Genomic DNA, 14133 nt, shown 5'->3' with positions numbered 1-14133 from the left:
TGCGATCAGTCGATCTCCATCGCAGCCAACGTCTCCTTGACGCGCCTCTGAGCGTCCGCGGGCAGCGGCAATATCGGACGTGGAGGCTCGGCCGCGCAGACCCCTCTGAGATTGGCAAGTGCGTAGACAACACGCAGACTGGAATATGTCCTGAACAGATCCCAAATCGGCTGCAGACGCGCGTTGAACTCTCGCGCCCGGGCCGCATCGCCGCTCCTCGCGGCGCGAACGATGTCCACGCAGACCTTCGGGAAGATTCCTGCGACAACGCTGTACCAGGTATCTCCGCCCGCCAGCAGCGCCTCGGTGCAATTCCAGTCGGCGCTGTAACCCAACGCAACGCCGTCCGGAACCACAGCCCGCAATTCCCTGAGATGGCCCGCCACGGTCGAAGCATCCAGCGCCGGACTTTTCACCGCGACGATTCCCTCGACCCGGCTCAGACGGCCGATGAGAGCCGGCGTGAATTGAAAATGAGTCGTTCCGGGATTGTCATAGATGCAGATCGGCAACCCGCTCTCGCGGGCCACGGTTTGGAAATGCTCAAAGACCTCGTCATCGGTTAGCGGGGTATAGGAAACCGCCGCCAACAGGCCCGCCGTCGCGCCGGCATCACGCGCATCTTGAGCCAGCCGCACCGCATCGTCGGTGCGCAGTGCGCCGATGCCAACCAGTATTGGTGTGTTGCCGGCCGCCGAGGCGATGGCCGCTTGCACGGCGCGCCGCCGCTCATCACGGCTGAAATAGGGATATGAGCCGGTACTTCCGAGCAGCCCGACCGAATCCACCTTCGCCGCAATCAAGGGGTCGAGCAAGGCGCGGAGCGCGCCTACATCGACCCGCCCATCCCGGCTCGAAGGTGTTATCGGGAAGGCAGAGAGCCCCTTCAGGCTGATCATCGATTTGTCCCTCGTCGGCAACCGTCGCCGCAACGTGTCGTGCAATCAATCGACACGCCCCGTTGCGCGCAAGGTCCAGTTTCACGCGAACTGGGCACCAAACTGGTCCAGTGCGCACGTCTTGCAGAAACGAGCGCCCAACCGATCGCTATTCGAGCATCGTGGTCAGCTGCGCGCCCTCGTCCGCCACGAACACCGCGATCAGTTCCGCCGGCTCCGTCGTGCTCGCATTGGCCGAGACCATGTGGGTCGAGCCCGGCGGCTCGAAGAACGACTGGCCGACCTTGAAGGTCTCGACCGGCCCGTCGCCGAGCTGGGAGCGGATTTCACCCTTGGTGATGTAGGCAGTCACCGAACCGGAATGGCGGTGCGGCGGCGTGAAGCCGCCGGGACCATAGAACACGCGCACCACCGTGACACGCTTGCCCGCCACATTGGGCAGCGCATGCGAGCTGATGACCTCGACCTTGTCGAGCGGCGACGCCGCATTGGCGCTGGCGCACAGCGGCGCGATGACGGAGGAGATCGCGTCCATCGGGGTCGGCAGTGCCTTGCCGATCACGAAGGCGGAGGCCAGTCCCGCGATCACCGCCAGCGCGACCGGCCGCGGCGGCCGCGCGAATGGAAGGGATGGTGTCATCGCCATCAAGCTCATTGTTTTGCTCCCTGTCAGTTGCCGTTTGATCCGTCTCGACGTTACGAAGCCGCCGCGTCCGCACGCTGCCGGCGCGGCGGCGGCGTCCAGCGATAGGCCGCGCCGAACCGATTCCAGACATTGATCGATGCGATCGCCGAGGTCAGGTAAGTCAGCTCCTGCTCGGAGAATTCGGTGGTGGCCTGCGCATAGACCTCGTCGCTGACGCCGTTCGGCAGGGTCGTCAACGCTTCGGTCCAGGCCAGCGCGGCGCGCTCGCGCGGCGTGAACTGCGGTGCCTCGCGCCACACCACGACGAGATTCAGCTTGTCGGCGGGCACGCCGAGGCTCTCGCCCTGCAGGATGTGATACTGCACGCAGAACGCGCAGCCGTTGATCTGCGAGGCGCGCAGCTTGACGAGTTCGAGCAGCTGCTTGTCGAGGCCGGCCTTCGCCGCGAACTGGCCGAGCGCGCGCACCGCGGCGAAGACGTCGGGCGCGAGCTTCTCGAAGTCGGTGTATTCCTTGCGGGCATGTGACATTGGCCTGGCCTCATGTTATCAGTGTACTGAGATATTATCAGAGCTCTGATATCGTCGGCAAGATGCGGGCATCGGCAAAGGCGGCAGCACGCGACATGGCGGCAATGCGGAAACGAGGCAAATCGGGCACCGCCGAGCGGCGCCCGGTCGGAAAAGCCGCCGGTCGACGGGCCGCAGCGAATGCGGGATCGAGCGCAGGCGACGTCATGTTCGCCCCTTCCGTTCCGGCGCCGGGCGAAGGCAAGCGCGGCGAGCAGGGCTATCTCGCCTATCTGCTGCGTCAGGCCCACGCGGCCTCGCGGCTGTCGATGGAGCGCCAGCTGGGACAGCTCGGCGTCACCTCGCCGCAATTCGTCGTGCTGACGATGCTGAAAGCCTATCCGGGGCTCTCAGGCGCCGATCTGGCTCGCGTCGCGCTGCTGACCCCGCAGACCGTGAGCGTGATCATCCGCAACCTCGAGCGCGACGGCGCGATCGGCAAGACGCCGCACCCCGTCCACGGCCGCGTGTTGCAATGGACCCTGACCGGCCATGGAACCGCGCTGCTGGAGAAATGCCGGCAGATCGCCCAGGCCCAGGAGCGGCGGCTCGCCGCTAGCCTCGACGCGAGGTCGGAGCAAATTGTCCGGCAATGGCTGTCAAAAATCGCCACAGATTTGCAAGACACATAGCTCCTGCGGCGGCGTGGCTTTTGGCTCACCCGATCGGCGCCGCTACACTGGCCCGATGAAACAGCCTGATTCTCCGAAATCCCCTGCCCGCCGCGCCGCCCTTAAGGCCGGGCTCGCGGCCGGCGTGGTGCTCGTCAATCCGCTCGGCGCGCTCGCGGCCGCCCCTCCGGGCTTCGACCAGTGGCGCGACAATTTTCGCGCTCGCGCGCTCGCCAAGGGCATTTCGGAGGCGACCTGGAATCGCTGCATGGGGCGGATCGAGCCCGACATGAGCGTGTTCAGGCAGATGCGCAACCAGCCTGAATTCCACGAGCAGATCTGGCAGTACATCAACCGCCGCGTCTCCGACTGGCGGGTCATTCACGGCAAGGAGGCGCTGAAGAAGAACGAGGCGCTGTTCGGCCGGATCGAACGCGATTTCGGCGTCGAGCGCGGCACGCTGCTCGCGCTGTGGGGCGTCGAGTCGGCCTATGGCGATCCGCTGGTGCAGCAGAACCACATGACGCCGGTGTTTCCCTCGCTGGCGGCGCTCGCCTGGAACGAGCCGCGTCGCAAGGCCTATTGGGAGACCGAGTTGATCAACGCGATGAAGATCGTGCAGCGCGGCTGGAGCACGCCCCAGGAGATGAACGGCTCCTGGGCCGGCGCGATGGGTCATTCGCAGTGGATGCCGGAAGTCTGGCTCAATGTCGGCTTCGACTATGACGGCGACGGCAAGGTCTCGCCGTTCGGCCGGCCCGACGACGCGCTGGGCTCGACCGCGAAATATCTCGTCAACCGCGGCAAGTGGCACCGCGGCGAGCATTGGGGCTACGAGGTCCGCGCGCCCGGCGGCGGCGGCAGCGGCAGCCGCACCTATGCGGCCTGGGCCAGCGCCGGCGTCGTCAGAGCCGACGGCCAGCCGTTTCCGCAGCCGAACGCATCAGCGCAACTGTGGATCCCCGTCTCGGGCGGCCCGGCCTTCCTGCTCGGTCCGAACTTCAATTCGGTGAAGAGCTACAACCCGTCGATGAACTACGCGCTGGCGATCTGCCATCTCGGCGATCGCTGCCTCGGCGGGCCGCCCTTCATCCAACCCTTCCCGGGCTCGGAGCGCGCGCTGACGCTCGCCGAGGTGCAGGAGATGCAGACGCGGCTGACCAAGGCCGGCTTCGACACCGGCGGCACCGACGGCCGCGTCGGCAACGACACCATGAAGGCGATCAAGGATTTTCAAATCAAGACGGGCCTGTTGCCCGCCGATGGTTACGGCGGGCTCAAGGTGCTGGCGCGGTTGCGCCAAGGCGGCTAGCCATCATGCGATCCGCGTAGCCCGGGTGAGCGAAAGCGATACCCGGGGACGCATTTCCCGCATATCGCTCCGCTCATGCGGGCTACGACAGTTCGCTCCTACCGGCTCGCAGGCTGCCGCACGACGCCGCCGGCATTCATGCCGCCGTCGATCACGAGCTCGCTGCCTGTGACGTAACGCGACGCGTCGGAAGCGAGATAGAGCACGCCCTGGGCGATCTCGATGGCCTGGCCGGCGCGGCCCAGCGGTGTGGCGAACCTCGCGCGCTCCTCCGGATCGATCGGCGCGTTCTGGCCGGCGCCGGTCGCGCCGGTCGGGATCTTGCCCCAGATCGGCGTGTCGATGATGCCGGGATGCACCGAGTTGACGCGGATGCCGTCGCCGATCTGCGCGCATTCCATCGCGATCGACTTGGCGAACAGCCGCACCGCGCCCTTCGTCGCGCTGTAGCCGGAGAGCGTCGCCGCGCCGCGCAGGCCGGCCAGCGACGACATCATGATGATGGAGCCGCCGCCATGCTTGCGCATCAGCGGCAGCGAGTGCTTCACCGACAGGAATACGCCGTCGATATTGATGGCGGTCTGGCGGCGCCAGTCCGCGAGCGACATCTCGACAATCGAGGGCGCTCCGATGCCGATGCCGGCATTCGAGACCATGATATCGAGGCGGCCATGGCGCTTGCCGATCTCACTGATGATTTCGATCCAGCGCTCCTCGCTGGTGACGTCCTGCGGCAAGAAGGTCACGTTCCGCCCGGCCTTGGTGAGCCGCGCGGCGAGCTCGGGTCCCCTCAACTCATCGATATCGGTCGCAATAACGGTCGCGCCTTCCTGCGCGAGCAATTCAACGATGGCCTCGCCAATGCCCGATGCGCCGCCGGTCACCAGCGCGACCTTGCCTTCAACCTGTCCTGACATGTCCTCTCCCAACGTTTCTTATCGGATCACCGTCGGGCCCTGATCCGGCACCGCGACGTCGAGGACACGGAATTGCACACGTTCGGTGCCTTGCCAACGGTCGACCGCAAGAGAGCCCGCCACGTGCAATTGCTGGCCGCGATTTTGCGTCAAGGCGCTGCCGAGCTTCTGTCCGACGGAGCGGAAGGCGATACCGTTGACGATGGAGCCGTCGCCGGACTTGAAACGCAGCCGCAGATGCGCCTGCCCGACCTCGTCGGCATAGACCAGCTGATGCGACGGCAGCGCGATCACCGGCTCCGGATTGGCGCTGCCGAATGGACCCGCGCGATTGAGCGTCGCGGCGAACTCCGGCGTCACCGCGCGCGCGCTCACGGCGCCATCGATGAACAGCTCGTTCTCGTGCCGCGAATTGGCGACGTCGGCCGCCAGCGCGCTCTCCATGTAAGCGCGGAATTCGGCGAGCTTCTCCTTGCGCAGCGTGACGCCGGCCGCCATCGCGTGCCCGCCGCCCTTCATCAAAAGGCCGTCGTGCACCGCCTGCCGCACCGCCTTGCCGAGATCGACGCCGCCGATCGAGCGGCCCGATCCGGTGCCGATGCCGCCGGGCTCCAGCGCGATCGCGAACGCAGGACGCGCGAACTTCTCCTTCAGCCGCGCCGCCACAAGCCCGACCACGCCGGGATGCCAGCCTTCCGCCGCGGTGACGATGACAGCGCCCTTGTCCTCGAGCCCGAGCGAAGCCAGCGCCTCGGCCTCGGCCTGCGCCTCGGCCGCCTGCTCGATCACGCGCCGTTCGGCATTGAGGCGATCGAGCTCGGCCGCGATCCGCGCAGCTTCCGAGATATCGCCTTCGAGCAATAGCCGCACGCCGAGATCGGCGCGCCCGATCCGGCCGCCGGCATTGATGCGCGGTCCCAGCATGAAGCCGAGATGCCAGGCCTCCGGCGGGCCGTTCAGGCGCGCGACATCCATCAGCGCGGTGTGGCCGACATGGTCGCGGCGACGCATCGCGATCAGGCCCTTGGCGACGAAGGCCCGGTTGAGCCCGATCAGCGGCGCGACGTCGGCCACGGTGCCGAGCGCGACGTGATGCAGCACGCTGAGCAGGTCCGGCTCCGGCATCTCGCCGGTCCAGAAGCCGCGCTGGCGCAGTTCGCGATTCACCGCGACCAAGGTCACCAGCACGAGGCCGACCGCTGCGAGATGGCCGAGCCCGGAGAGATCGTCGGGCCGGTTCGGATTCACCAGTGCATCGACCTCGGGCAACACATCGCCGGTCTGGTGATGATCGATCACGACGACCGACATCCCGAGCTTCCTGGCTTCCGCCAGCGGCTCGATGCTGGTGGTGCCGCAATCGACCGTGACCAGCAGCGTCGCGCCCTTCGCCGCCAGCGCACGCACGGCGTCGACGTTCGGCCCGTAGCCTTCGAAAATGCGGTCGGGAATGTGGATCAGCGGGTCCAGCCCGCAGTGGCGCAGATGCCAGGTCAGCAGCGCGGCCGAGGTCGCACCGTCGACATCATAGTCGCCGAAGATCGCAACCTTCTCGCCGCGCACCGCGGCATCCGCGATGCGCTTGGCCGCGTGCTCCATCTCGGTGACCGTGTGAGGATCCGGCATCAGCTTGCGGATGGTCGGGTCGAGGAAGTCGGGAACCTCGTCGATCCCGACGTCGCGCCCCGCCAGCACGCGCGCCAGCATTTCCGGCAATTGATAGCGCTGCACGATCGCGAGCGCCCGCGCCGCCCCGCGCGCATCCAGCCGGTCGCGCCAGAGTTTTCCGGTCAGCGACCGCGTCACGCCGAGGAACGCCTGTGGCGCCTCGACGGGCAGTGCGGATGCGTGCAGCGTCATGAGCCCTTCCGAACAGAGCGTTTTCAAGCGAAGTGGGCACCGGTTCGCGTGAAGAAAACGCGTCAAACAAAAATCCGGAACATCGGTCCTGATCCAATCAGGGCCGATGCGTCCGGCAGGAATCGTAACGCTTCGATGATTTGTGGACCAGTTCTAGCAGCCCATTCGGCTGGCGATTTCCCCGAAATCCTTGGCCACGATGTCCCACTCGCCGGTGGCCTCGAAATCGTACTTCTGCAGCGGACCGTATTCGGTCGGACGCGCCACGAAGGCGGTCTTCAGGCCGAGCTTCTGCGCGTGCTTCAGGTCGTAATTGTGGGCGGCGACCATCATCACCTGCTCCGGCGGCAGGCAGAGCAGCTTCGCGGCGCCGAGATAGGTTTCCGGATCGGGCTTGTAGTGCTCGAACAGTTCGGCCGACATCACGAGGTCCCAGGGCAGGCCTGCGAACTTCGCCATGTTGGTGAGCAGCGCGACGTTGCCGTTGGAGAGCGGCGAGATGATGTATTTGGTCTTCAGCCGGGTCAGGCCGGCGACGCTGTCGGGCCACCCGTGCAGGCGATGCCAGCCCAGCGTCAGATGCTGCAAATCGGCCTCACTCAGCCCCTTGATGTCGAATTGCGCGACGAGTTTTTCCAGCGAGCGGCGGTGCAATACGTCGAGGATGACGTAGCCGTTCTGCGGGTTCTTGCGCACCTCGTCCATCGAGGCCGCATAGACCGCGCGCCAGCCGTCGACCAGCGCCGTCCAATCGGCCTTGATACCGCGCGTCTCGCCCCATCTGGTGAAGTCGTTGATCAGGCTGGTGCGCCAGTCGACCACGGTCCCGAACACGTCGAACACCAGCGCCTTGACCCCGGACAGATCGGACATGCGCGTCTCCCTTGTTGTTGTTTTTGGTCCGTCGTTCCGGGGCGATGCGAAGCATCGAACCCGGAACCTCGAGATTCCGGGTTCGCGCTTCGCGCGCCCCGGAATGACGGTTGTTGTAGGCTCGTCCTCAGTCCAGGTGGAATTTCTCGAGCTGCCGATGCTCGGCCTTGATGTAGCGCACGGTGCCGGTGACCGAGCGCATCACGACCGTCTCGGTCTCGATCACGTCCTTCTTGAACTTCACGCCGGTCAGCAGCGAGCCGGTGGTGACGCCGGTAGCGGCGAACAGGCAGTCGCCCTTGGCCATGTCCTCGATGCCGTAGATCATCTTCGGATCGGTGACGCCCATCTTGTGCGCGCGCTCGCGCTTCTCCTCGGTGTCGAGGATCAGGCGGCACTGCATCTGGCCGCCGATGCAGCGCAGCGCGACCGCCGCGAGCACGCCCTCGGGCGCACCGCCGGTGCCGATATACATGTCGACACCGGTCTCATCGGGCTTGGCGCAGTGAATGACGCCGGCGACGTCGCCGTCGGTGATCAGCTGCACGGCAGCGCCGGTCGAACGCACGCTGTTGATGATGTCGGCATGGCGCGGACGATCGAGCACCAGCACGTTGATGGCGGTCGGGTCGACGCCCTTGGCCTTGGCGAGCCGGCGGACATTGTCGGCCGGCGGCGCGTCGAGCTCGATCACGTTCTTGGCGTAGCCCGGGCCGATCGCGATCTTCTGCATGTAGACGTCGGGCGCGTGCAGCAGCGTGCCGCCGTCGGCCATCGCCATTGTGGCGATCGAGCCCGGCATGTTCTTGGCGCACAGCGTGGTGCCTTCGAGCGGGTCGACCGCGATGTCGACCTTGGGACCGGCGTTGAGGCCGACCTTCTCGCCGATGAACAGCATCGGCGCCTCATCGCGCTCGCCTTCGCCGATTACGACCGTCCCCTCGATCGGCAGCTTGTTGAGCTCGCGCCGCATCGCGTCGACCGCAGCCTTGTCGGCGGCCTTCTCCTGGCCGTGGCCGCGCAGCCGCGCGGCCGACACCGCCGCGCGCTCCGTCACGCGCACGATTTCGAGCGTCAGGATGCGCTCGAGCAGCATCTGCGGCGGAACGGAAATATGGGTCGACATCGACGTACTCCTTAAGCCTCTGGGACAGGCCAGCCTGCCCGCATCAATCGTCTCACGCCCGACCCGTTCAGGCCATGCGCTAGTTTTTCTCGATCCGGATCACCTGCGGCCGGCCGCTGATGACCTTATCGCGCTGCACTGCGGCCAGCGCACGATGCACGGCATCCTCGCTGGTCGCATAGGTAATCAGAATGACCGGGACCGGTGAAGGTTTTTTGGCCGCACCGTTCACATCGACGCCATCCGGGTGCCGTTGCACGATGGATTCCAGAGATATCTTCTGTTCCGCCAGCCGGGTGGCGATTGTTGCGGCAGTGCCTGCAAGATCGCGCGCCATCAGGCGGATATAATAGCCACCCTCATGGCGTTCCATCGGCGCCTTGGTGGTGTCGCGCAACCGCTCCACCGGACGGCCGAACGGCTTGGCGCGGATGCCGCGGGCGACGTCGGCGATGTCGGCGACCACGGCGGAGGCCGTCGCGCCGCCGCCGGCGCCGGGTCCCACCAGCGTGATCGGCGGAATCCCCTCGCCGTCGATCGCGACAGCGTTGGTGACGCCCATCACCTGCGCGATCGACGATGATTTCGGCACCATGGTCGGATGCACGCGCTGCTCAATGCCCTTTGCCGTGCGCACCGCGACACCGAGCAGCTTGACGCGGTAACCGAGTTCCGCGGCGGCCTTGAGGTCTTCCGGCGTGATCGAGGAGATGCCTTCGACGTAAACCGCGCTTTCCGCAACCTTGGTTCCGAAGGCGAGGCTGGCCAGGATCGCGAGCTTCTGCGCGGTGTCATGACCATCGACGTCGAACGACGGGTTGGCTTCGGCATAGCCGAGACGCTGGGCGTCCTTCAGACACTCCTCGAACGATAGGCCCTCCTGCTCCATCCGGGTCAGGATGTAATTGCAGGTGCCGTTGAGGATGCCGTAGACGCGGTTGACGCTGGTGCCGGCGAGGCCCTCGCGCAGCGTCTTGATGACCGGGATCGCCGCACCGACCGCCGCCTCGAAATTCAGCGCGCCGCCGTGCTTCTCGGCAGCCGCGGCGAGACGCAGTCCATGCTTGGCGATCAGCGCCTTGTTGGCGGTGACGACCGACTTGCCGGCCTTCAGCGCGGTCTCGATCGCGGACAGCGCGGGATCGCCGGCGCCGCCCATCAATTCGACGAAGCAGTCGATATCGGGATCCTCGGCGAGCGCCTCGGGGCTCTTCGCCCAGGCGATGCCGCGCAGGTCGAGGCCACGCTTCTTGGCTTTCGAGCGCGCCGTGACGGCGACGACGCGAACGCCGCGGCCGCTGCGCTCGGCCAGCGCACGTCCTTGCGTTTCGATGAGGCGGACGACATCGGCACCGACGGTGCCGAGCCCCGCTATGCCCACGTTCAGGGGTGCGACCATGGATTTAAGGGACCTGGAGATTAAGCAACCTGGAAGGATTAGCGTCGGTTGGCGAGAGGAACGACGTTGTGCAACGTTTCGATGCCGCTTTCAAGGAAGCGGCGCACGCCGCGCGCAGCCTGCCGGATGCGCTGCTCGTTCTCCACCATCGCGATGCGGACATAGCCCTCGCCATGCTCACCGAACGCCACGCCGGGCGACACCACGACGCCGGATTTCTCCACCATCAGGGTCGCGAACTGCATGCTGCCGACCGCCTCGAACGCCTTGGGCAGCGGCGCCCAGGCGAACATCGAGGCCTGCGGCGGCGGAATGTCCCAGCCGGCGCGGCCGAATGACTCGACCAGCGCATCGCGGCGCTTGCGGTAGGTGTCGCGCATCTCGCGGATGCAGTCGTCGGGACCGTTCAGCGCCGCGGTCGCCGCCACCTGGACCGGCGTGAACGCGCCGTAATCGAGATAGGATTTGACGCGCGCCAGCGCCGCGATGATCCGCTCATTGCCGACCGCAAAGCCCATGCGCCAGCCAGCCATCGAGAACGTCTTCGACATCGAGGTGAACTCGACGGTGACGTCGATCGCGCCGGGCACCTGCAGCACCGATGGCGGCGGATTGTTCTCGTCGAAATAAACTTCGGCGTAGGCGAGATCGGACAGGATGAAGATGTCGTGCTTCTTCGCGAACGCGACGAGATCCTTGTAGAAGTCGAGGTCCGCGACGTAGGCGGTCGGGTTCGACGGATAGCAGACGATCAGCGCGATCGGCTTCGGGATCGAATGGATGATCGCCCGCTCGACCGCCTCGAAGAACTGCGGCGTCGGCTCCGAGGGCACCGAGCGGATCACGCCGCCCGCCATCAGGAAGCCGAAGGCATGGATCGGGTAGCTCGGATTGGGGCACAGCACGACGTCGCCCGGCGCCGTGATCGCCTGCGCGACGTTGGCAAACCCCTCCTTCGAGCCGAGCGTCGCAACCACCTGGGTGTCGGGGTTGAGCTTGACGCCGAAGCGGCGCGCATAATAGGCGGCCTGGGCCTTGCGCAGGCCGTTGATGCCGCGCGAGGCCGAGTAGCGGTCGGTCCGCGGCTTGCCCAGCGTCTCCTTGAGCTTCTCGATCACATGCGGCGGGGTCGGCAGGTCCGGGTTCCCCATGCCCATGTCGATGATGTCGGCCCCGGCGTTGCGCGCGGCCGCCTTGGCCTGGTTGACCTTCTCAAAGACATAAGGCGGCAGACGGCGAATGCGGTAAAAATCTTCCATGGGACCCTTGCTCCGACAACCGCGATGCCAGAATCGACCCCCTTGGCGTAGTTTGCGGAAGCCGGCTCGGCCTCTGACAGAAATCGCACTGAATCAATGACTTAGAGCGAATTCAGGCGCACGATCTGGGGGCTGCGGCCGGATCTGCGGTTGAACTGGGTTTCTTTTAGCACGGACACCGGGCGGCGCCAGCGCTGATCGGCCGTTTGTCGGGCGCTACTTCCCGCTTTGGGCAGCCGTCGAGGCCTGGCGCGCGCGCGCGGCAATCAGCTCCTGCTCGATCTTGGCCTGGTCCGCCGGCTTGATCGTCGGGTCGGCGCGGTCGGGCGGAAGATCATGGACCGGCAGGTAGCCGGCGGCGTCCTTCTCGCGCGCCGGCGCATCGGCCGGCATCGTCATATCGGCGATCGTGCTCGAGCACCCGCTCAGCGCCACCAACGACGCGAGCAGCACTGCGGCCGCGAGCCCCCTGTTCATTCGATCGATCGGCATGCGCCGAATTGTCCCCAACAAGCTAGCGCGCACGTCGCACGTTGCCGACACGGGTCGCACTGGTACGAGCCTTGCAGCGTCCCCGCTGCGTTAATTTCGACTTTAGCGTTTCAAACCATTGTCGCCCGAAACGCTTAAAGCGGGAACACCAAAAGCGAACCCTGAGGCTTCAATATGACGGAACAAAGATTTTTTCTCGCACCGCAACAGAGCGAAATGCTGGATTTTGACTGATTTGCGTTGCCGCACCGCGCGATGACGCCCTCCAAACGACGCGATATTGTACCTCAGATGAGCAACGTTAGTACCGACACCCAGGCCACCCCGAAATTCAACGCCGAAGCCTTCGCCATGAACATCGCGCGGGCGATGGAGAGCAGCGGCCAGGCGCTGGCGGCCTATCTCAAGCCGCGCCAGACCGGAGAAGTCCGCGACAAGCCGCCGAATGAACTCGGTGAGGTGATCAAGACCTTCAGCGTGATCGCCGAATACTGGCTGTCCGACAAGGAGCGCGCCTCGTCGCTGCAGATGCAGCTCGGCAAGGACTATCTCGATCTCTGGGGCTCGGCGGTGCGCCGCATGGCCGGCGAGGCCGATGCCAAGCCGGCGATCGCCCCGGCCCCGCGCGACAAGCGCTTCCAGGATCCGGAATGGAAGTCGAACCAGTTCTTCGACTTCATCCTGCAGCTCTATTTGCTGACCTCGAAATGGGCGCAGCAGCTGGTCCATGACGCCGACGGGATCGATCCTCACACGCGCAAGAAGGCCGAATTCTACGTCCAGCAGATCACCAACGCGCTGGCGCCGTCGAATTTCGTGCTGACCAATCCGGAGGTGCTGCGCGCCACCGTCGAGACCAATGGCGACAATCTGGTGCGCGGCATGAAGATGCTGGCCGAGGATATCGAGGCCGGCCACGGCACGCTGCGGATCCGCCAGTCCGACTCGAGCAATCTCGAGGTCGGCGTCAACATGGCGACGACGCCGGGCAAGGTGATCTTCCAGAACGAGCTGATGCAGCTGATCCAGTATTCGCCGGCGACCGAGAACGTGCTGCGCACGCCGCTGCTGATCGTGCCGCCCTGGATCAACAAGTTCTACATCCTCGATCTGCGCCCCGAGAAATCCTACATCAAATGGTGCGTCGACCAGGGCATCACGGTGTTCGTGATCTCCTGGGTCAATCCGGACAAGGAGCTCGGCAAGAAGACCTGGGCCGACTACATGACCGAAGGCCCGCTGACGGCGATGGACGTCATCGAGAAGGTCACCGGCGAGATGAAGGTGCATACCGCCGGCTATTGCGTCGGCGGCACCCTGCTCGCCTCGACGCTCGCCTATCTCGCCGAGAAGCGCCGCCAGCGCGTGACGTCGGCGACGTTCTTTGCCGCGCAGGTCGACTTCACCCATGCCGGCGATCTCCTGGTGTTCGTCGACGAGGACCAGATCTCGGCGCTCGAACGCGACATGCAGGAATCCGGCGTGCTCGAGGGCAGCAAGATGGCGATGGCCTTCAACATGCTGCGCTCGAACGACCTGATCTGGTCGTATGTCGTGAACAATTATCTGAAAGGCCAGACGCCGTCCTCGTTCGACCTGCTGCACTGGAATTCGGATGCGACGCGGATGCCGTCGTCGAACCACTCCTACTACCTGCGCAACTGCTATCTGGAGAACCGGCTGTCGACCGGCACCATGGTGCTGGACAACACGCTGCTCGATCTGTCGAAGGTGAAGGTGCCGGTCTACAACCTCGCCGCCCGCGAGGATCACATCGCGCCGGCGGAATCGGTGCTCTACGGTTCGCAGTTCTTCGGCGGCCCGGTGAGATATGTGCTGTCCGGCTCCGGCCATATCGCCGGTGTGGTCAATCCGCCCGCGTCGAACAAGTACCAGTACTGGACCAACGACAACATCAAGGACATGAAGCTCGCCGACTGGCTGAAGGCCGCCGAGGAGCACAAGGGCTCGTGGTGGCCCGACTGGCGCGGCTGGCTGGAAAGCCATGATCCGGAGACGGTCCCGGCGCGCATGGTCGGCTCCAACGGCACGCAGGTGCTCGAGGACGCCCCGGGCAGCTATGTCCGCGTCCGCGCGTAGCGCCAAGTCTCCCGCTCAGCTATAAACAGACGGTCCCGACGGTCGGGAATCGAATTCACGTGAGGGGGAG

At 65.6% G+C, this 14133-nt stretch carries 13 protein-coding genes; 3 read left to right on the top strand and 10 right to left on the bottom strand.

Annotated elements, in window-relative coordinates:
- Positions 1 to 5: 5 nt before the first annotated feature.
- The 3 genes from ACVMIH_RS05755 to ACVMIH_RS05745 all read right to left on the bottom strand — a co-directional run bounded on the left by ACVMIH_RS05755 (position 6) and on the right by ACVMIH_RS05745 (position 2075).
- Positions 6 to 899, bottom strand: a complete 894-nt coding sequence (locus ACVMIH_RS05755) for a dihydrodipicolinate synthase family protein (protein ID WP_229189463.1) — start codon at positions 897 to 899, stop codon at positions 6 to 8.
- A gap of 148 nt (positions 900 to 1047) precedes the next feature.
- Entirely contained in the window at positions 1048 to 1554 is a 507-nt protein-coding gene (locus ACVMIH_RS05750) for a cupin domain-containing protein (RefSeq protein ID WP_456856194.1), read from the bottom strand.
- Positions 1555 to 1595: 41 nt separating this feature from the next.
- Positions 1596 to 2075: a carboxymuconolactone decarboxylase family protein gene (locus ACVMIH_RS05745; RefSeq protein ID WP_057018579.1), complete on the bottom strand. Its 480-nt coding sequence runs from the start codon at positions 2073 to 2075 to the stop codon at positions 1596 to 1598.
- A gap of 206 nt (positions 2076 to 2281) precedes the next feature.
- Between ACVMIH_RS05745 and ACVMIH_RS05740 the strand changes: the two genes are divergently transcribed.
- Positions 2282 to 2746 carry a MarR family winged helix-turn-helix transcriptional regulator gene (locus ACVMIH_RS05740; protein ID WP_246786882.1) on the top strand — a complete coding sequence of 155 codons (465 nt, stop codon included), beginning with the start codon at positions 2282 to 2284 and terminating at the stop codon, positions 2744 to 2746.
- Between the two features lie 55 nt (positions 2747 to 2801).
- Positions 2802 to 4037 (top strand): lytic murein transglycosylase, encoded by a 1236-nt coding sequence (locus ACVMIH_RS05735; protein ID WP_141341091.1) that lies wholly within the window; start codon positions 2802 to 2804, stop codon positions 4035 to 4037.
- Positions 4038 to 4135: 98 nt separating this feature from the next.
- Here the strand turns inward: ACVMIH_RS05735 and ACVMIH_RS05730 are convergent, their stop codons facing one another.
- From ACVMIH_RS05730 to ACVMIH_RS05700, 7 genes are all read right to left on the bottom strand, one after another.
- Positions 4136 to 4954: an SDR family NAD(P)-dependent oxidoreductase gene (locus tag ACVMIH_RS05730; RefSeq protein ID WP_076828684.1), complete on the bottom strand. Its 819-nt coding sequence runs from the start codon at positions 4952 to 4954 to the stop codon at positions 4136 to 4138.
- A gap of 18 nt (positions 4955 to 4972) precedes the next feature.
- Positions 4973 to 6814, bottom strand: coding sequence for a single-stranded-DNA-specific exonuclease RecJ (gene recJ / locus ACVMIH_RS05725; RefSeq protein WP_168858799.1), 1842 nt, complete (start codon positions 6812 to 6814; stop codon positions 4973 to 4975).
- Between the two features lie 153 nt (positions 6815 to 6967).
- The gene (locus ACVMIH_RS05720) at positions 6968 to 7687 is read right to left on the bottom strand and encodes a haloacid dehalogenase type II (RefSeq protein WP_057018584.1); all 720 of its coding nucleotides are present in this window, start codon (positions 7685 to 7687) and stop codon (positions 6968 to 6970) included.
- A gap of 127 nt (positions 7688 to 7814) precedes the next feature.
- On the bottom strand, positions 7815 to 8813 hold the full coding sequence (gene glpX / locus ACVMIH_RS05715) for a class II fructose-bisphosphatase (protein ID WP_050420275.1): 999 nt from the start codon (positions 8811 to 8813) through the stop codon (positions 7815 to 7817).
- Positions 8814 to 8892: 79 nt separating this feature from the next.
- A complete protein-coding gene (locus ACVMIH_RS05710; protein WP_057018585.1) occupies positions 8893 to 10212 on the bottom strand; it encodes a homoserine dehydrogenase in 1320 nt (439 codons plus the stop codon).
- Positions 10213 to 10250: 38 nt separating this feature from the next.
- Positions 10251 to 11471, bottom strand: coding sequence for an LL-diaminopimelate aminotransferase (locus tag ACVMIH_RS05705; protein WP_016842955.1), 1221 nt, complete (start codon positions 11469 to 11471; stop codon positions 10251 to 10253).
- A 216-nt stretch (positions 11472 to 11687) separates the two neighbouring features.
- Positions 11688 to 11963, bottom strand: a complete 276-nt coding sequence (locus ACVMIH_RS05700) for a hypothetical protein (protein ID WP_057018586.1) — start codon at positions 11961 to 11963, stop codon at positions 11688 to 11690.
- A gap of 291 nt (positions 11964 to 12254) precedes the next feature.
- On the opposite strand from ACVMIH_RS05700, the gene ACVMIH_RS05695 reads away from it, so the two are divergent.
- A complete protein-coding gene (locus ACVMIH_RS05695; protein ID WP_456814397.1) occupies positions 12255 to 14063 on the top strand; it encodes a PHA/PHB synthase family protein in 1809 nt (602 codons plus the stop codon).
- Positions 14064 to 14133: the final 70 nt, after the last annotated feature.

It is taken from the genome of Bradyrhizobium sp. USDA 4503 (genome assembly GCF_054055815.1).
Note: the sequence above shows the minus strand (reverse complement) of the source record. Positions and strands in the feature narration are given on the sequence as shown.